At 60.3% G+C, this 17,663-nt stretch carries 17 protein-coding genes; 14 read left to right on the top strand and 3 right to left on the bottom strand.

The window, feature by feature from the left end; all coding sequences use genetic code 11:
• Window positions 1-31: 31 nt before the first annotated feature.
• Both HU773_RS20495 and rne read right to left on the bottom strand, forming a co-directional pair.
• Window positions 32-1,254 (bottom strand): IS3 family transposase gene (locus tag HU773_RS20495; protein WP_162947727.1). Its coding sequence is split into 2 segments (ribosomal slippage): window positions 32-903 and window positions 903-1,254, totalling 1,224 coding nucleotides; the frame shifts between segments, so codons are not numbered across the junction.
• 112 nt (window positions 1,255-1,366) lie between these two features.
• The gene (gene rne, locus HU773_RS20490) at window positions 1,367-4,597 is read right to left on the bottom strand and encodes a ribonuclease E (RefSeq protein ID WP_169989591.1); all 3,231 of its coding nucleotides are present in this window, start codon (window positions 4,595-4,597) and stop codon (window positions 1,367-1,369) included.
• Between the two features lie 701 nt (window positions 4,598-5,298).
• Between rne and rluC the strand changes: the two genes are divergently transcribed.
• The 3 genes from rluC to sppA are packed head-to-tail and all read left to right on the top strand — an operon-like array spanning window position 5,299 to window position 7,918.
• Window positions 5,299-6,258, top strand: a complete 960-nt coding sequence (gene rluC, locus HU773_RS20485; protein ID WP_005790558.1) for a 23S rRNA pseudouridine(955/2504/2580) synthase RluC — start codon at window positions 5,299-5,301, stop codon at window positions 6,256-6,258.
• A complete protein-coding gene (locus HU773_RS20480) occupies window positions 6,245-6,907 on the top strand; it encodes an HAD-IIIA family hydrolase (RefSeq protein WP_057439607.1) in 663 nt (220 codons plus the stop codon). Before rluC ends, HU773_RS20480 begins: the two co-directional genes overlap by 14 nt.
• 21 nt (window positions 6,908-6,928) lie before the next feature.
• Window positions 6,929-7,918: a signal peptide peptidase SppA gene (sppA, locus tag HU773_RS20475; protein ID WP_057439606.1), complete on the top strand. Its 990-nt coding sequence runs from the start codon at window positions 6,929-6,931 to the stop codon at window positions 7,916-7,918.
• Window positions 7,919-8,050: 132 nt separating this feature from the next.
• On the opposite strand, the gene HU773_RS20470 is transcribed toward sppA, so the two are convergent.
• Window positions 8,051-8,629, bottom strand: coding sequence for a Maf family protein (locus HU773_RS20470; protein WP_057960397.1), 579 nt, complete (start codon window positions 8,627-8,629; stop codon window positions 8,051-8,053).
• Between the two features lie 105 nt (window positions 8,630-8,734).
• On the opposite strand from HU773_RS20470, the gene HU773_RS20465 reads away from it, so the two are divergent.
• From HU773_RS20465 to HU773_RS20415, 11 genes are all read left to right on the top strand, one after another.
• Window positions 8,735-9,265 carry a YceD family protein gene (locus HU773_RS20465; RefSeq protein ID WP_057960396.1) on the top strand — a complete coding sequence of 177 codons (531 nt, stop codon included), beginning with the start codon at window positions 8,735-8,737 and terminating at the stop codon, window positions 9,263-9,265.
• 13 nt (window positions 9,266-9,278) lie between these two features.
• Window positions 9,279-9,461, top strand: coding sequence for a 50S ribosomal protein L32 (gene rpmF, locus HU773_RS20460; protein WP_004371305.1), 183 nt, complete (start codon window positions 9,279-9,281; stop codon window positions 9,459-9,461).
• Between the two features lie 4 nt (window positions 9,462-9,465).
• On the top strand, window positions 9,466-10,476 hold the full coding sequence (plsX, locus tag HU773_RS20455; protein WP_081044296.1) for a phosphate acyltransferase PlsX: 1,011 nt from the start codon (window positions 9,466-9,468) through the stop codon (window positions 10,474-10,476).
• 127 nt (window positions 10,477-10,603) lie between these two features.
• Window positions 10,604-11,542, top strand: a complete 939-nt coding sequence (gene fabD, locus HU773_RS20450; protein ID WP_186625660.1) for an ACP S-malonyltransferase — start codon at window positions 10,604-10,606, stop codon at window positions 11,540-11,542.
• Between the two features lie 17 nt (window positions 11,543-11,559).
• Window positions 11,560-12,303: a 3-oxoacyl-ACP reductase FabG gene (gene fabG, locus HU773_RS20445; RefSeq protein ID WP_057439602.1), complete on the top strand. Its 744-nt coding sequence runs from the start codon at window positions 11,560-11,562 to the stop codon at window positions 12,301-12,303.
• A gap of 192 nt (window positions 12,304-12,495) precedes the next feature.
• Complete coding sequence (gene acpP, locus HU773_RS20440) at window positions 12,496-12,735, top strand: acyl carrier protein (RefSeq protein WP_057439601.1); 240 nt, start codon at window positions 12,496-12,498, stop codon at window positions 12,733-12,735.
• 107 nt (window positions 12,736-12,842) lie between these two features.
• Complete coding sequence (gene fabF, locus HU773_RS20435) at window positions 12,843-14,087, top strand: beta-ketoacyl-ACP synthase II (RefSeq protein WP_057960393.1); 1,245 nt, start codon at window positions 12,843-12,845, stop codon at window positions 14,085-14,087.
• Window positions 14,087-14,902 carry an aminodeoxychorismate lyase gene (gene pabC / locus HU773_RS20430; RefSeq protein WP_057960392.1) on the top strand — a complete coding sequence of 272 codons (816 nt, stop codon included), beginning with the start codon at window positions 14,087-14,089 and terminating at the stop codon, window positions 14,900-14,902. Before fabF ends, pabC begins: the two co-directional genes overlap by 1 nt.
• A gap of 1 nt (window position 14,903) precedes the next feature.
• Window positions 14,904-15,995 carry an endolytic transglycosylase MltG gene (gene mltG / locus HU773_RS20425; RefSeq protein ID WP_057960418.1) on the top strand — a complete coding sequence of 364 codons (1,092 nt, stop codon included), beginning with the start codon at window positions 14,904-14,906 and terminating at the stop codon, window positions 15,993-15,995.
• A 19-nt stretch (window positions 15,996-16,014) separates the two neighbouring features.
• The gene (tmk, locus tag HU773_RS20420; RefSeq protein ID WP_057960391.1) at window positions 16,015-16,647 is read left to right on the top strand and encodes a dTMP kinase; all 633 of its coding nucleotides are present in this window, start codon (window positions 16,015-16,017) and stop codon (window positions 16,645-16,647) included.
• Entirely contained in the window at window positions 16,640-17,626 is a 987-nt protein-coding gene (locus tag HU773_RS20415; RefSeq protein WP_057439598.1) for a DNA polymerase III subunit delta', read from the top strand. Before tmk ends, HU773_RS20415 begins: the two co-directional genes overlap by 8 nt.
• Window positions 17,627-17,663 lie beyond the last annotated feature (37 nt).

The following is a 17,663-nucleotide window of genomic DNA, read 5'->3' as shown; positions in this document are numbered from 1 at the left end:
GTCCTGAAATAGGTTTACACCTATTTCAGTCTCAAAACGCCCGATGCACTGCATCGGGCGTTTTGTATTTCAGGGACAGGTGTGGCCGTTCCCCGTTGTAGATCAGCACCGACTCATCCACCATTTTCACTGCGTCCGCCAGATTTTTAGGGCGATACAGCAGGAACTCGGTCTTCAAAATGCCGTTTATCCTCTCTGCCAGAGCATTCTGGTAGCAGTCATAGCCGTCGGTCATTGAGCATCTGACGCCATGACTAGCGTGCAAGCGTTGATAAAGCTCAGAGCAGTATTGGGCTCCGCGGTCTGAGTGATGGATCAGTGGCAGCGTGCTTCGGCGTTCGCCAACGGCCTTTTCCATCGCTTTGATCACCGACTCGGTATGCAAGCTCTCATGCACATGATGGCCTACGATCTTGCGTGAGTAGGCGTCTGTCACCAGGCTCACATAAGCCACGCTTTCCTGTGTCGGCAGGTAGGTTATGTCTGCAACCCAGACCTGTTCTGGCCTATTGGCCACGACCTGCTCCTGACCTGCTTTGAGCAGGTTGGGATGGCGGCGAAAGCGGTGATGACTGTCCGTCGTTTTGTGGTAAGCCCGTTTGCGCACAACCAGTTTTCGAGCATTGCGCAGGATGCTAAACAGGCGGTCTCTGCCGACCCGCACTGATGCGCCAACTTCGACGCTCATCAGGTAATGCAGCTTGCGCGTGCCTATCCGAGGCTGACGGCGGCGCTTTTCAAGAACAAAGTCCATGACTTCTTGATCTTGACGAGCTCTCTCGTCGAAAGCCCGATTGCGTTGGTAATACGCTTGGCGCGAAATGCCCATGAACAGGCAAGCCCTGGTGATGCTCAGGCCTTGGATTTGCCCTTGCGAGAGGACTTGCCGGGTCGCTTTTTTACGACGGAAACACCGTAGTCATTCTTCAGAACATTCACGACGGCTTCGAAGAATTGCGCTTTCTGATTGCTTAGCGCCAGCTGTTCTTCGAGTTCTTTGATCCGCTGCTCGGGGGTCAGCGGGAGGGTTGGCTCGGTCATGGACCTGCTCCTCGGCTCTCGAATTGAGGCGCCTTGGCTCCAGTCCTGCCGGCCGTACTTGCGTAACCAGACCAGTACCGTGGACCGGCCCTGGATGCCATAGCGCCGTTGAGCCTCTTTATAACTCAACTCGCCCTTTTCGACCTGGTCTACGACCGATAATTTAAAGGCTAACGTGTAGTCACGCTGGCTCCGCCTTTTGCCCGATTCCATTGACTCCTCCTGAAGATAGGTCAGAAGGTGTAAACCTTATTCAGGACGGGACATGTCGCATAAAAAAGCCCCGCCTGATTGCTCAGGCGGGGCTTTTTAATTGCCGTTGGAATTAAGCGAGGGGTTTAGGCTCGTGCTCTTCTTCCAGGGCTTTTGGGTTGTGCTCTACCACTTCTTCAACGGAACGCAGGTTCTCGTCGATGGTTGGGGCAGTGTGCTCAACTTCTGCTTCGATGGCCGGTGCTGGCGCAACCGCTTCGACGACGGCCGGGGCCGCCGCCGCTGCTGCTTCGGCTTCTTTCTGCAGACGCTCGGCTTCACGCTTGCGACGACGCACTTCACGCGGGTCGTTAGGCGCACGGCCGTTTTCGGTCAGGGCGCTGACAGGGGCTTCAACCACTGGGGCGACCACTTCGGCAACCACTGGGGTTTCCACAACCACCGGAGCAGGCTCGGCAACCACAACCGGTTCTGCAACCACCGCTGGTTCGGCGATAACCACTTCAGCAACCGGTGCTGGAGCTTCTTCTACCGGTGCCGGGGCAGGTGCTTCGGCGACGACGGCCGGCTCGGCAGTCCACTGGAAGGCGGTCTGTTCTTCGCGAACTTCACGCACTTCTGGGGTTGCTTCAGCGGCTGGCGCTTCGACAACAGCTTCGACCACAGGCTGGGGCTCAACCACGATTGCAGGTGCAGCCACTACTTCGGCTTCAGGCTGGGCTTCGCGGACCGGTGCAACTTCAACTTCTACAGCGGCAGGTGCTTCGACCACGGTGGTGGCTTCGACAACCGGTGCTTCAACTGCGGCAGTTTCCTGCACGGCAGCGGTGGCACGTTCGGCCTGCTGGTTGGCTTCGGCTTCGGCAGGTGCACTGATGACCGAGCTGGCAACTGCAGCGGTAACGGCCAGGCCAGCAGCCAGTTCGGTGCTGGTCGGTTCGTTGTTGGCGCTTTCTTCAGTGGCTTCGCCGGTCTCTTCCGAGCCTTCGATCACATTGCCGTTGGCGTCACGCTGACGCTCACGACGGTTGCTGCGGCGACGCTGGCCACGGGAGCGGCGGCGTGGACGATCGCCTTCGGCGTTGTCCTGGCCATCTTCCTGTGGCTGTTCGTCGTTGTTCAGCAGTTCTTCTTCGCTGGCTGCGGCAGCCTGCTCGGCGCGTGGTTGACGCTCTTCACGCGGTGGGCGTGGAGCGCGTTCTTCACGGGGCTGGCGGGCCGGGCGTTCTTCGGTCGCGGCATCAGTTGCTACGGCGGCAACAGCTGGGGCAGCGTCCAAAGGTTCACGCAGTTCACGTACACGCTCTTCACGCTCGCCACGTGGCTTGCGATCTTCACGCGGTGCGCGAGGGGCGCGCGGTGCGCGTTCTTCACGTGGTGCACGCTCTTCGCGCGGAGCACGTTCTTCACGGGCTACGGCCGGGGTTTCTTCACGGGCTTCGCGCGGCTGGCGCTCTTCACGGGGTGCGCGCTCTTCACGCGGTGCACGTTCTTCGCGAGGCTTGCGCTCTTCGTCACGGCGACCGTTGCGGTTACGGCTCTGCTGGCGACCGTTGCGACGCTCTTCGTTGCGTGCAGGGCGTTCAGCGGCTGGCTTCTCGACCACGGCTGGAGCAGCAGGCTCTTCCTTGGTGGCGAACAGGCTGACCAGCGACTTCACCAGGCCCTTGAACAGGCTTGGCTCCGGCAGGACGGCAGGCGCGGCCACCGGGGCGGCGACTTCAGTCGGTACCGGTGCGTTGGCACGGGCCGGTGCGGTCTTGACCGCGGCTTCCTGGCGCACCAGGGTGCGGGTTGCGGCGGCTGGCTGGACTTCTTCGACTTCGGCAGCGGCAGCGGCGATTTCGTAGCTGGACTGGCCGCTGTGGGCTTCCGGGCTGTCATCACGCAGGCGCTGGACTTCGAAGTGCGGCGTCTCGAGGTGATCGTTCGGCAGGATCACGATACGGGCACGGGTGCGCAGTTCGATCTTGGTGATCGAGTTGCGTTTTTCGTTGAGCAGGAAAGCTGCAACCGGGATCGGCACTTGTGCGCGGACTTCGGCGGTGCGGTCTTTCAGGGCTTCTTCTTCGATCAGGCGCAGGATCGCCAGGGACAGCGATTCAACGTCACGGATGATGCCGGTGCCGTTGCAACGCGGGCAGACGATGCCGCTGCTTTCGCCCAGGGATGGACGCAGGCGCTGACGGGACATTTCCAGCAGGCCGAAGCGCGAGATACGGCCAACTTGTACGCGGGCACGGTCGGCTTCCAGGCATTCGCGGACTTTTTCTTCCACGGCGCGCTGGTTCTTGGCCGGGGTCATGTCGATGAAGTCGATCACGATCAGGCCGCCGATATCACGCAGGCGCAGTTGGCGCGCGATTTCTTCGGCTGCTTCCAGGTTGGTCTGCAACGCGGTTTCTTCGATGTCGCTGCCTTTGGTGGCGCGCGCCGAGTTGATGTCGATGGACACCAGGGCTTCGGTCGGATCGATCACGATGGAGCCGCCGGACGGCAGTTCGACCACGCGCTGGAAGGCGGTTTCGATCTGGCTTTCGATCTGGAAGCGGTTGAACAGCGGTACGCTGTCTTCGTACAGCTTGATCTTGCTGGCGTACTGCGGCATCACCTGGCGGATGAAGGTCAGGGCTTCGTCCTGGGCTTCAACGCTGTCGATCAGCACTTCGCCGATGTCCTGGCGCAGGTAGTCGCGGATGGCGCGGATGATCACGTTGCTTTCCTGATAGATCAGGAATGGCGCGGAGCGGTCCAGGGACGCTTCTTTAATAGCGGTCCACAGTTGCAGCAGGTAATCGAGGTCCCACTGCATTTCTTCGCTGCTGCGGCCAAGGCCGGCAGTGCGCACGATCAGGCCCATGTCGGCCGGAGCGATCAAGCCGTTCAGCGCTTCACGCAGTTCGTTGCGCTCTTCGCCTTCGATGCGACGGGAGATGCCGCCGGCACGCGGGTTGTTCGGCATCAGGACCAGGTAACGGCCAGCCAGGCTGATGAAGGTGGTCAGGGCGGCGCCCTTGTTGCCACGTTCTTCTTTTTCGACCTGGACGATGACTTCCTGGCCTTCGCTCAGGACGTCCTTGATGTTCACGCGGCCTTCAGGGGCTTTCTTGAAGTATTCGCGGGAGATTTCTTTGAGGGGCAGGAAGCCATGGCGCTCAGAGCCAAAATCGACAAAGGCAGCCTCAAGGCTTGGCTCGATGCGAGTAATCCGGCCTTTATAGATGTTGGCCTTCTTCTGCTCGCGTGCACCGGACTCGATGTCCAGGTCGTAGAGGCGTTGGCCATCTACCAGTGCAACACGCAACTCTTCGGGTTGAGTTGCGTTAATCAGCATTCTTTTCATGTTGTACCGTCGGTTTCCGGGCTGCCGGAAACGGCGTTCGGCACACACGACTTCTCACGGTCGGTGTCAGGTGCGTCAAGAGTGGTTGGCCACTCCAGTGTCCAGCAATACCGGCCAATTGGGCTGGTATCGCGACTTACGCGTCCTGCTTGCTGTGGTGACTTAATAAGCACTCAGTCAGGAGGAGGAATCAACCGGCGACTGTGGACGAGATGAAGCGTCTAAATATAAGCCTAGTGCTACACAGTCCGACGGTTGTGCATCTCCACCCTACACGTATCCCTGATAATTCGGGTGCTGCCGCGCGCAGAATCCGCAGCGGGTTGGCATTTACCGTGTTCTCCAATGGGGAGTTCACGCTCATGGCTAATAACAGGCGTTGTTTCCGAAGCATTCGCCGTGGTCTGGTACAAGACTGACTGCACTTTGTGAACTGGCCGTAAATATCGGCGCAAGAGACGAGTAATCACTCTGTTTCTTGCACTCGCTTCAGGCCTCATGTCACCTGCGCTTGTTACAATCTTGAGCCTTCCAGTGTGGCAAGAGCCCCGTAGGACGGCCTCGCGTCCTGATGAATTGCGATGGTCAGGGGCGGCAGTTTGCCGCGAGTCCTCTGTCCAGGCCGCTTTTGGCGGCGTTCGCGACTATAGCAGCAATGATTAAGTGCTTCAATTCCATAAAAAATTGTTATCATTCCCGACATGACGACTACCACCCCCCCGACCCCCAGCGTCCAGCTGCTTGAGGTCTCGCCGGAATATGCCGGCCAACGCATCGACAATTTTCTTCTGGCCAGGCTCAAGGGCGTGCCCAAGACCTTGATTTATCGCATTTTGCGTAAAGGCGAAGTGCGGGTGAACAAGGGCCGGATCAAGCCTGAGTACAAGCTGCAGGCGGGCGATATCGTCCGGGTGCCGCCGGTTCGCGTGCCTGAGCGTGACGAGCCTGTGCCGCTGGCCCAGGGCCTGTTGCAGCGCCTTGAAGCGTCGATTGTCTTCGAAGACAACAAGCTGATCGTGATCAACAAGCCGTGCGGCATTGCGGTGCACGGCGGTAGCGGCCTGAATTTCGGGGTGATCGAAGCCTTTCGTCAGTTGCGTCCGGATGCCAAGGAGCTGGAACTGGTCCATCGCCTGGACCGCGACACCTCCGGCCTGTTGATGATTGCCAAGAAGCGCAGCATGTTGCGTCACCTGCATACCGCCCTGCGCGGCGATGGCGTGGACAAGCGCTATATGGCCCTGGTGCGTGGCAACTGGGCGTCCTCGATCAAGAGCGTGCGGGCACCGTTGCAGAAGAGCAACCTGCGCTCCGGCGAGCGCATGGTCGAGGTAGACGAGGAGGGCAAGGAGGCGCTGACCCTGTTCAAGGTGCTGCGGCGCTTCGGTGACTTCGCAACCATGGTCGAGGCCAAGCCGGTGACCGGGCGTACCCACCAGATTCGTGTGCATACCCTGCATGCTGGTCACTGTATTGCGGGCGATACCAAGTACGGCGACGAGGGTTTCTCCAAGGAGATTCGTGACCTTGGCGGCAAACGCCTGTTCCTGCATGCCTACATGCTGACGGTGCCATTGCCCGATGGTGGCGAATTGAAATTGCAGGCCCCTGTGGATGAGATGTGGGCCAAGACCGTGGAGCGCCTGAGTGTCGCGCCCTGACTACAAGCTGCTGATTTTTGACTGGGATGGCACCCTGTGCGATTCCATTGGTCGGATTGTCGAGTCCATGCACGTGGCCTCGACCCGTTCCGGCTTCGAGCTGTGCAGTGATCTGGCGGTCAAGGGCATTATTGGCCTGGGATTGCCCGAAGCCATTCGCACCTTGTACCCGCAGATCGCTGACAGTGAGTTGGTAGCGTTTCGCGAGCATTACGCCGATCACTACATTGCCCTGGAGTCCGAGCCTTCGCCTTTGTTTGAAGGGGTGGTGCAGTCGTTGGCGGCATTGCGTGAGCAGGGCTATCACCTGGCCGTGGCCACCGGCAAAGCCCGGCGTGGCCTGGATCGGGTGCTCAAGGCCAATGGTTGGGAGGACTATTTCGACGTCACCCGCGCTGCCGATGAAACCGCGAGCAAGCCCCATCCATTGATGCTGGAGCAGATCATGGCCCATTGCGGCGTGTCTGCCCGTGAGTCGTTGATGGTCGGCGATGCTTCGTTCGATCTGTTGATGGCGCGCAATGCCGGCATGGACAGTGTCGCCGTCAGCTACGGCGCCCAGTCCCCCGAAGCCTTGCAGGCTTACGAGCCGCGACTGACGATTGATCGGTTTTCGCAATTGCACGCCTGGCTCAACCAGGCCCATTAAGTTTTTGCTGGGGTAGATGGCATGACCGATGAGTGGAAGGCACCGACCAAGTCCGGTGCTGACAATGGCGATGATAAAAGCTGGAAGTTGTTGGAAAAGACCCTTCTGGCGGGCGTCCAGGAACAGCGCCGCGCCCGGCGCTGGGGGATCTTCTTCAAACTCCTGACCTTCACCTACCTGATTGGCATGCTGGTGTTGTTCAGTCCTTTGGTCGATATGGAAAAAAGCGCCGCCCGCAGTGGTAGCTATACCGCGTTGATCGAGGTGAGCGGGGTGATTGCCGACAAGGAGTCGGCCAGTGCCGACAATATCGTCAGCAGCTTGCGCACGGCTTTCGAGGATCCCAAGGTCAAGGGCGTGGTGTTGCGCATCAATAGCCCTGGCGGCAGTCCGGTGCAGTCGGGTTACGTCTATGACGAGATTCGCCGGCTGCGTGCCTTGCATCCAGAGACCAAGCTGTACGCGGTAATCTCTGACCTGGGCGCCTCGGGTGCCTATTACATCGCCAGCGCCGCCGACCAGATCTACGCCGACAAGGCCAGTCTGGTGGGTTCGATTGGCGTGACGGCGGCCGGCTACGGTTTTGTCGGGGCAATGGAGAAGCTGGGGGTTGAGCGTCGTACCTACACCTCCGGGGAGCACAAGTCGTTCCTTGACCCGTTCCAGCCGCAAAAGGCTGACGAAACCCAGTTCTGGCAGAGCGTGCTCGACACCACTCATCGCCAGTTCATTGCCAGCGTCAAGCAGGGGCGCGGTGAGCGGCTCAAGGATAAAGAACATCCGGAGTTGTTCTCGGGCCTGATCTGGTCGGGTGAGCAGGCATTGCCGCTGGGCTTGATTGATGGTCTGGGCAGTGCCAGTTCAGTAGCACGGGATGTGATTGGCGAGAAGGAGTTGGTGGACTTTACCGTCCAGGAATCGCCGTTCGACCGTTTCTCCAAGAAGCTGGGGGCCAGTGTGGCGGAGAAACTGGCGCTGTACATGGGCTTCCAGGGGCCGGCCTTGCGCTGATCTCGCGATTGGCATAGCTCAAAATGTGGGAGCGGGCTTGCCCGCGATTGCGGTGGGTCAGCCAACCAATGGGTTGCTGACAGGCCGTCATCGCGGGCAAGCCCGGCTCCCACATTGTTTTTTGTGGGGCTCTCAGGGGATTTGCACGCCTTCGGCCAGCAACATATCCACCAGGCGGATCAGCGGTAGGCCGATGAGGCTGGTGGCGTCTGGCCCTGCGGTGCTCTGAAACAGGCTCACCCCCAGTCCCTCGGCCTTGAAGCTGCCAGCGCAATCGTAGGGTTGCTCGATCCGCAGGTAGCGCTCGATCTGTGCCGGTGCCAATTGGCGCATTGTGACGGTGAAGGGGATGCAGTCCACCTGGCAGTGCCCGGTGTCGCTATTGAGCAGGGCCAGGCCGGTCAGGAAGCTGACCTGTCTGCCGCTGGCCGCCAGCAATTGCTCGCGGGCCCTTTCAAAGGTGTGGGGCTTGCCGATGATCTGGCCGTCCAGGGTCGCCACCTGGTCCGAACCGATGATCAGGTGCCCTGGATGGCTGCCGGCCAGGGCGCGGGCTTTCTCTTCGGCCAGGCGCTTGACCAGGTCGATCGCGGACTCATTTATGCGATGGCTTTCGTCGATATCCGGAGAGCTGCAGATGAACGGCAGATGCAGGCGGTTCAGCAGTTCCCGGCGATAAACCGAGCTGGAAGCGAGTAATAAAGGCAACATGTGGCTCTCCTCAAGGCAGTCGCGGATTCTAGCGAGCGGACAGTCTGGCGCACAGGGCTGAATTTCCTTTGACATGGGCGGGTGCATCCCTATAATGCTGCGCCTATGTTGAATGACCCGATTCCACCTCACGTTGACCCGCGCAAATTGGCTGATCGTGGCACCACCCTCCAAGGTGAAGTGTTGCTGGCCGATTTGGAGAGACTCTGCGACCCGCTTTCCGACACTGTCGGTACGGTGCAGGCTAAATTCGTTTTTGAGCGAGATGAACGTAAATCTGTGGTAATCCACAGCTTTATCGACACCGAGGTCAAAATGGTTTGCCAGCGTTGTCTTGAGCTGGTCACCCTGCCGATCCACAGCGAATGCAGTTATGCTGTGGTGAAAGAGGGTGCGAATACCCAGTCGTTGCCGAAAGGTTATGACGTGCTGGAACTGGGCGAAGATCCTTTGGATCTGCATGCACTGATCGAGGAGGAGCTTCTGCTCGCCTTGCCCATTGTGCCTGCTCATCATCCGGAAGAATGCCAGCAGCCGGCGGGGCTCGATGACGAGTCCGAACCGAGCGAGGACGAGGTAACGCGGTCCAACCCGTTCAGTGTATTGGCGCAGTTAAAGCGTGACCCAAACGTTTAGGAGTTAATCAATTATGGCTGTTCAGCAGAACAAAAAATCCCGCTCTGCCCGTGACATGCGTCGTTCGCACGATGCCCTGACGGCAAGCACTCTGTCTGTAGAAAAAACCACTGGTGAAGTTCACCTGCGTCACCACGTATCGCCAGAAGGCGTATACCGTGGCCGTAAAGTGATCGACAAGGGCGCTGACGAGTAATCACTTGTCTGCTCAAGTCATCGCGATTGACGCAATGGGCGGGGACTTCGGTCCCCGCAGCATTGTCCAGGCATGCATTGCCAGCCTGTCTGCTACGCCCTCGCTGCACCTGACCCTCGTCGGTCAACCTTCCCTTCTTGAAGAACTGATTGCCAGTCATCCGGCTGTGGATCGCGCGCGCCTGACAATAATGCCGGCCAGCGAAACCATCGGCATGGATGAAAAGCCGGCCCAGGCCCTGCGTGGCAAACCTGATTCGTCAATGCGCGTGGCGCTTGAGTTGCTGCGCGATGGCAAGGTCCAGGCCTGTGTCAGCGCTGGCAATACCGGGGCCTTGATGGCGCTGTCGCGGCATGTGCTGAAAACCCTGCCGGGTATTGATCGGCCGGCGATGGTCGCGGCGATTCCGACACAGGGTGGCTATTGCCAGTTGCTGGACCTGGGGGCAAATGTCGATTGCAGCGCCGAGCACCTGCTGCACTTTGCCCTGATGGGCTCGGTCGCGGCCGAGGCGCTGGGTGTGGTGCGGCCACGGGTGGCCTTGCTGAACATCGGCACCGAGGACATCAAGGGCAACCAGCAGGTCAAGTTGGCCGCTAGCCTGTTGCAGCAGGCGCGGGGCTTGAATTACATCGGGTTTGTCGAAGGCGATGGGTTATATCGTGGCGAGGCCGATGTGGTGGTTTGTGACGGGTTTGTCGGAAATATCCTGCTTAAGTCCAGCGAAGGCCTGGCTACGATGATTGCTGCGCGGATCGAGGCGTTGTTCAAGCGCAATCTGGCTTCGCGGCTGGTGGGTGCCTTGGCGTTGCCGTTGATGCGGCGCTTGCAGGCGGACCTGGCCCCGGCGCGGCATAACGGCGCAAGCTTCCTCGGTCTGCAGGGTATTGTGGTAAAAAGCCACGGTTCTGCAGGTGTCCAGGGCTTTCAGAGTGCTATTGCGCGCGCGCTGATCGAGATCCAGGAGAACCTGCCGCAACGCTTGCATGGCCGTCTTGAGGATCTGTTGCCTTAGGCGAATCGGGCCGGGAATGCTTAAATGTGACCGGCCAGTTCAATTGACCATCCAATCTGTCAGTTTCTTGCGCTCCCAGCTGTGGGGCGTCAATTCACCGACGACCAGATCATTAGGGGCTTGTTACATGTCTACATCCCTCGCATTCGTCTTTCCAGGGCAGGGTTCGCAGTCCCTCGGCATGTTGGCCGAGCTGGGCGCGCAATACCCGCTGATCCTGGAAACATTCAAGGAAGCTTCCGCGGCCTTGGGCTACGACCTCTGGGCATTGACCCAGGACGGTCCGGAAGAACTGCTCAATCAAACCGATAAAACCCAGCCGGCCATCCTGACGGCGTCCATCGCGCTGTGGCGCGTTTGGCTGGCCGAAGGCGGCGCACGCCCGGCTTTTGTTGCCGGTCACAGCCTGGGCGAGTACAGCGCCCTGGTTGCGGCAGGCAGTCTGACCCTGGCTGAAGCGGTCAAGCTGGTAGAGCGCCGTGGCCAACTGATGCAAGAGGCGGTTCCGGCCGGGCAGGGCGGCATGGCCGCGATCCTGGGCCTGGACGACGCGGTGGTGATCGAAGCCTGTGCCGAAGCGGCCCAGGGCGAAGTGGTCAGCGCGGTCAACTTCAACTCCCCTGGCCAGGTGGTGATCGCCGGTGCCAAGGCTGCAGTTGAGCGTGCCATCGAAGGCTGCAAGGCCCGTGGGGCCAAGCGTGCCTTGCCGCTGCCGGTCAGCGTACCGTCCCACTGCGAACTGATGCGCCCGGCGGCCGAGCGTTTTGCCGAGTCCGTCGCCGCCATCAACTGGCAGGCACCGCAGGTCCCGCTGGTGCAAAACGTCAGCGCCGACGTGGCCCCGGACCTGGAAACCCTCAAGCGCGACCTGCTGGAGCAACTGTACAAGCCGGTGCGCTGGGTTGAATCCGTGCAGACCCTGGCTGCCAAGGGCGCGACCCAACTGGTTGAGTGTGGCCCGGGCAAAGTCCTGGCCGGTCTCAACAAGCGCTGCGCCGAAGGCGTGTCGACTTCCAATCTCAATACCCCGGATGGCTTCGCAGCCGCCCGCGCCGCACTGGCCTGAACTAAGGAGAAGCCTGCATGAGTCTGCAAGGTAAAGTTGCACTGGTTACCGGCGCAAGCCGTGGCATTGGCCAGGCGATTGCCCTGGAACTGGGCCGTCAGGGCGCGGTAGTGATTGGTACTGCCACCTCCGCCTCGGGCGCCGAGCGTATCGCCGCGACCCTCAAGGAAAACGGCGTGCAGGGCACCGGCCTGGAACTCAACGTGACCAGCGATGAGTCCGTGGCTGCCGTGCTTGCCGAGATCACCGCACAATTCGGTACGCCGGCTATTCTGGTGAACAACGCCGGTATCACCCGTGACAACCTGATGATGCGCATGAAAGACGACGAGTGGTACGACGTGGTCGATACCAACCTGAACAGTCTGTTTCGCCTGTCCAAGGGTGTTTTGCGCGGCATGACCAAGGCGCGTTGGGGGCGAATTATCAATATTGGCTCCGTAGTGGGTGCCATGGGCAACGCAGGCCAAGTAAACTACGCCTCTGCCAAGGCCGGCCTGGAAGGTTTCAGCCGTGCCCTGGCGCGTGAAGTCGGCTCGCGGTCGATTACGGTCAACTCGGTGGCTCCAGGGTTCATCGACACCGATATGACCCGCGAACTGCCAGAAGCGCAGCGTGAAGCGTTGCTGACGCAAATTCCGCTGGGTCGTCTGGGCCAGGCTCAAGAGATCGCCAATGTGGTCTCTTTCCTGGCATCTGACGGTGCGGCATACGTGACTGGGGCTACAATCCCGGTGAACGGCGGGATGTACATGAGTTAAATTGTGACGGATCGCTTCAAAAAAATGTCATACGAGCTGTCTAAAATCCGTTATAAAGCTGCAATCTATTTATAGACAGGTGGTCGGTAGGGTACGAGGGTGAAGCTTTCAGTTGAAAAGCTGAAAAGCCTTTCTATACACTTACCCACTGGCCAGCTGCCTGAATTTGTCCATTAGGAGTGAAAACAAGGTATGAGCACCATCGAAGAGCGCGTCAAGAAAATCGTTGCCGAGCAACTGGGCGTTAAAGAAGATGAAGTGAAAAACACTTCTTCCTTCGTTGAAGACCTGGGTGCCGACTCCCTTGACACCGTTGAGCTGGTGATGGCTCTGGAAGAGGAATTCGAGACCGAAATCCCGGACGAAGAAGCTGAAAAAATCACTACTGTTCAAGCTGCTATCGACTACGTTACTGCTCACAACGACAAGTAATTTGTAGTCGTCGCTTGCTGTTGGGAAAAACCGCACTGCTATAACGGCGTGCGGTTTTTTCTTTAGGTTTGATGCAAAGTGTCGTCATCAAGAAAAAGGAGAGTGCTGTGTCGCGTAGACGCGTCGTAGTCACCGGTATGGGTATGTTGTCGCCACTGGGCACGGATGTGCCGAGCAGTTGGCAGGGCATTCTGGCTGGCCACAGTGGTATTGGTCTGATTGAGCATACGGACCTTTCTGCCTATTCCACCCGTTTTGGCGGCTCGGTAAAGGGCTTCAATGTCGAGGAATATCTCTCGATCAAGGAATCCCGCAAACTCGACCTGTTCATTCAATACGGCCTGGCAGCCGGTTTTCAGGCAGTGCGTAATGCAGGCCTGGAAGTCACCGATGCCAACCGTGAGCGCATCGGCGTGGCCATGGGTTCGGGTATTGGCGGTTTGACCAATATCGAAGAAACCAGCCGCACGCTGCACGAATCCGGCCCTCGTCGAATTTCACCGTTCTTCGTCCCGGGCTCGATCATCAATATGATTTCCGGTTTCCTGTCCATCCATCTGGGTGCCCAGGGGCCTAACTACGCCATTTCCACGGCGTGCACCACGGGCACTCACTGCATCGGCATGGCGGCGCGCAATATCGCCTATGACGAGGCGGACGTGATGATTGCCGGTGGCGCCGAAATGGCCGCCTGTGGCCTGGGCATGGGCGGCTTCGGCGCGTCCCGTGCGCTGTCGACGCGCAATGACGAGCCAACCCGCGCCAGTCGTCCGTGGGACAAGGGCCGTGATGGCTTTGTACTGTCCGACGGTGCCGGTGCCCTGGTCCTCGAAGAGCTGGAGCACGCCAAAGCGCGCGGCGCAACGATCTATGCCGAGTTGATCGGTTTTGGCATGAGTGGCGACGCGTATCACATGACGTCGCCACCCGCCGACGGCGCAGGCGCTGCGCGCTGCATCAGCAATGCGTTGCGCGATGCGAAGATCAATGGCGATCAAGTGCAGTACATCAATGCCCACGGCACCTCGACACCCACTGGCGATCTGGCGGAAGCGCAGGCCATCAAGTCGGTGTTCGGTGAGCACGCCTACAAGCTGGCGGTCAGTTCCACCAAGTCCATGACCGGTCACCTGCTGGGTGCGGCAGGCGCGGTTGAGGCGATCTTCAGTGTGCTGGCGATCAAGGACCAGGTCGCACCGCCGACCATCAACCTGGATGAGCCGGATGAAGGCTGCGACCTGAACTTCGTACCTCACGAGGCGCAGAAAATGCCGATCGACGTGGTGCTGTCCAACTCGTTCGGCTTTGGCGGTACCAACGGTTCCCTGGTGTTCCGCCGGTTCGCCGAGTAATGCGCAGCTGGGTCGACGGTCAGCCAGCGGACGCAGTGCCGCTCAAAGATCGCGGCCTGGCCTACGGCGATGGTTTGTTTGAAACCCTCGCGGTCAAGGCCGGGCAGCCCGTGCTGCTCGACCGCCACCTGCAACGCCTCGACGAGGGTTGCAGGCGCCTGGCGCTCGTTGCGGATCAGGCACTGATCCGCAACGAGTTACTGGCCTATGCGGCGGCCCTCGGTGACGGCGTTCTCAAGTTGATCCTGACCCGAGGCGATAGCCTGCGGGGGTATGGCATCAACGCAGGCGCACCCGTGCGCCGTATCCTGCAAGGCAGCCCACCTGCTACCTATCCCCCGGCCCACGGTTCATCAGGTGTCCGCCTGTTCCCATGTGTCACGCGTTTGTCCGAGCAACCCTTGCTCGCCGGCCTCAAACACCTCAATCGTCTCGAACAGGTCCTGGCTCGCGCCGAGTGGCAGGATGCCGATCACGCGGAAGGATTGATGCTGGATATGTCCGGGCGCGTCATCGAAGGCGTGTTCAGCAACCTGTTCCTGGTGGATAACGGCCAGTTGCTGACCGCCGACCTGAGCCGCTGTGGTGTGGCTGGCGTCATGCGGGCCGAGCTGTTGGCCCGTGCCGAGGCGTTGGGGCTCGTCACGACCGTGACCGATATCAGCCTTGCGCAGCTGCAACGGGCTGACGAAGTGTTTGTCTGCAATAGCGTATATGGCATTTGGCCGGTGCTTGGATGTGGGCCAATGAGCTGGTCGGCCGGGCCGCTCACCCGTAAACTGCAAGGCATTGTTCGCGCGCTATTGGGTGTTTGATTTGAGACGTAAAATTGTATTGCTGCTGGAGATCGGTCTGGTCCTGGCGGGTTTGCTATTGGGCTTTTCCGCCTGGAAGCTGAACTCGGCCTTGAAGCAACCGCTGAATCTGCCCCAGGAGCAATTGCTGGATGTAGCTGCTGGCGCGACCCCTACGGGCACTTTCAATCGTCTGGAAAGTGACGGTGTGCTGGAGGATGCCTTTTGGCTGCGTCTCTACTGGCGCTTCAACCTTGACGGCCAACCGCTGCACAGTGGCGAATACCGCATGACGCCAGGCCTGACGGCCCAGGGCCTGATTGGCCTGTGGCAGCGTGGTGAAGTGGTGCAGTACAGCCTGACCCTGGTGGAGGGCTGGAACTTCCGTCAGGTACGCAGTGCCTTGGCCAAGCATGAAAAGATCGAGCAGACCCTGTCGGGCTTGAGTGACACTGAGGTGATGGAAAAAATCGGCCATCCCGACGTGTTCCCCGAAGGGCGGTTCTTCCCCGACACCTACCGTTTCGTGCGCGGCATGACCGATGTCGAATTCCTGAAGAAAGCCTATAACCGCCTGGACGACGTACTGGCCCAGGAATGGCAGCGACGTGCCCCGGATGCGCCCTATACCGACCCCTACCAGGCGCTGATCATGGCGTCGCTGGTCGAGAAGGAAACCGGCGTGCCTGAAGAGCGTGGGCAGATTGCCGGGGTGTTTGTGCGGCGCCTGAAGATTGGCATGCTGCTGCAAACCGATCCCACGGTGATCTACGGCATGGGCGAGCGCTACAACGGCAAGTTGACGCGCGCGCACCTGAAAGAAGCCACACCCTATAACACCTACATGATCAGCGGCCTGCCGCCGACGCCGATTGCCATGGTTGGCCGCGAGGCGATTCATGCCGCGTTGAATCCGGTACCGGGCAGCAGCCTGTATTTCGTGGCCCGGGGCGATGGCAGCCATATTTTTTCCGATAGCCTGGACGCCCATAACGCGGCGGTGCGCGAGTACCAACTCAAGCGTCGAGCCGATTACCGCTCCAGCCCGGCACCCGCGCCGACCACCGTTGAGCCTGCCGCGCCTGACGCTGCGCCCGCGCAAAGCCCGCAATGACTCTGACTAAGGACTGCCTGTGACTGGCTTGTTTATTACCCTGGAAGGCCCGGAAGGCGCTGGCAAGAGTACCAACCGTGAATACCTGGCCGAGCGCTTGCGGGCTGAAGGTATCGAGGTGCTGCTGACCCGCGAGCCTGGCGGCACGCCCCTGGCCGAGAAGATCCGTGAGGTGTTGCTGGCCACTGGCGACGAGGTCATGCACCCGGACACCGAGCTGTTGCTGGTGTTTGCCGCCCGTGCCCAGCACTTGGCCGAAGTGATTCGCCCGGCGCTGGCCCGGGGCGCGGTGGTGATCTGCGACCGCTTCACCGATTCCACCTACGCCTATCAGGGCGCTGGCCGCGGCCTGTCCCTGGAGCGCATTGCGACCCTGGAGACCTTCGTCCAAGGCGACCTGCGCCCGCACTTGACCCTGGTCTTCGACCTGCCGGTAGACATCGGCCTGGCCCGGGCCAGCGCCCGTGGGCGCCTGGATCGTTTCGAGCTGGAAGGCCGAGCCTTTTTCGAGGCGGTGCGTGCGGCCTATCTCAAGCGTGCCGAAGCCGCGCCGTCGCGCTACTGCCTGCTGGATGCCGCTCAGCCCCTGGAACAGGTGCAGCGGGCCATCGATGAGCTGCTCCCCAAACTGTTGGAGCTGTACCGTGGCTGAAGCCTATCCGTGGCAGGACAGCCTCTGGCAGCAATTGGCCGGGCGTGCCCAGCACGCCCATGCCTATCTGCTCCATGGGCCGGTAGGCATCGGCAAGCGTGCCCTGGCCGAGCGCTTGATGGCCCGCCTGCTCTGCCAGCAGCCGGCAGGGCTGGAGGCGTGCGGGCACTGTAAGTCGTGCCTGCTACTCAAGGCCGGCAGCCATCCGGACAACTACGTGCTGGAACCGGAGGAGGCGGACAAGGCGATCAAGGTCGACCAGGTGCGCGACCTGGTGAGCTTCGTGGTGCAGACCGCGCAGATGGGCGGGCGCAAGGTGGTATTGATCGAGCCGGTGGAGTCGATGAATATCAACGCCGCCAACGCCTTGCTCAAGAGCCTTGAGGAGCCTTCTGGCGATACGGTGTTGTTGCTGGTGAGTCACCAGTCCAGTCGTCTGCTGCCGACCATCCGCAGTCGCTGCGTGCAACAGGCCTGCCCACTGCCAAGCGAGGCCATGAGCTTGCAGTGGCTGGGCCAGGCCTTGCCCGAATGCACTGAGCAGGAGCGGGTCGAATTGCTGACCCTGGCAGCCGGCTCGCCCTTGGCAGCGGTCAGCCTGCAGGCCCAGGGCGTACGCGAGCAGCGTGCGCTGGTGGTCGACGGGGTGAAGAAGTTGCTCAAGCAGGAGCAGTCTGCCACGCAGTTGGCCGAAGGCTGGAAAGACGTGCCGCTGTTGCTGCTGTTTGACTGGTTCTGCGACTGGTCCAGCCTGATCCTGCGCTACCAATTGACCCAGGACGAAAACGGCCTGGGCTTGATGGACATGCGCAAGGTGGTGCAATACCTGGCGCAGAAAAGTGCCCAGGACAAGGTATTGAACATCCAGGACTGGATCCTCGCCCAACGCCAGAAGGTGCTGGGCAAGGCCAACCTGAACCGGGTGCTGCTGCTTGAGGCCCTGCTGGTGCAGTGGGTCGGGCTGCTCGGTCGACGTTGATATTTTCGGGGCCGACGGATGTTTCGTCGGCCAGACA

This window comes from Pseudomonas shahriarae (assembly GCF_014268455.2).
GTDB lineage: Bacteria > Pseudomonadota > Gammaproteobacteria > Pseudomonadales > Pseudomonadaceae > Aquipseudomonas > Aquipseudomonas shahriarae.
The sequence above is the reverse complement of the archived record's forward strand: the minus strand, read 5'-3'. Positions and strand labels throughout refer to the sequence as shown.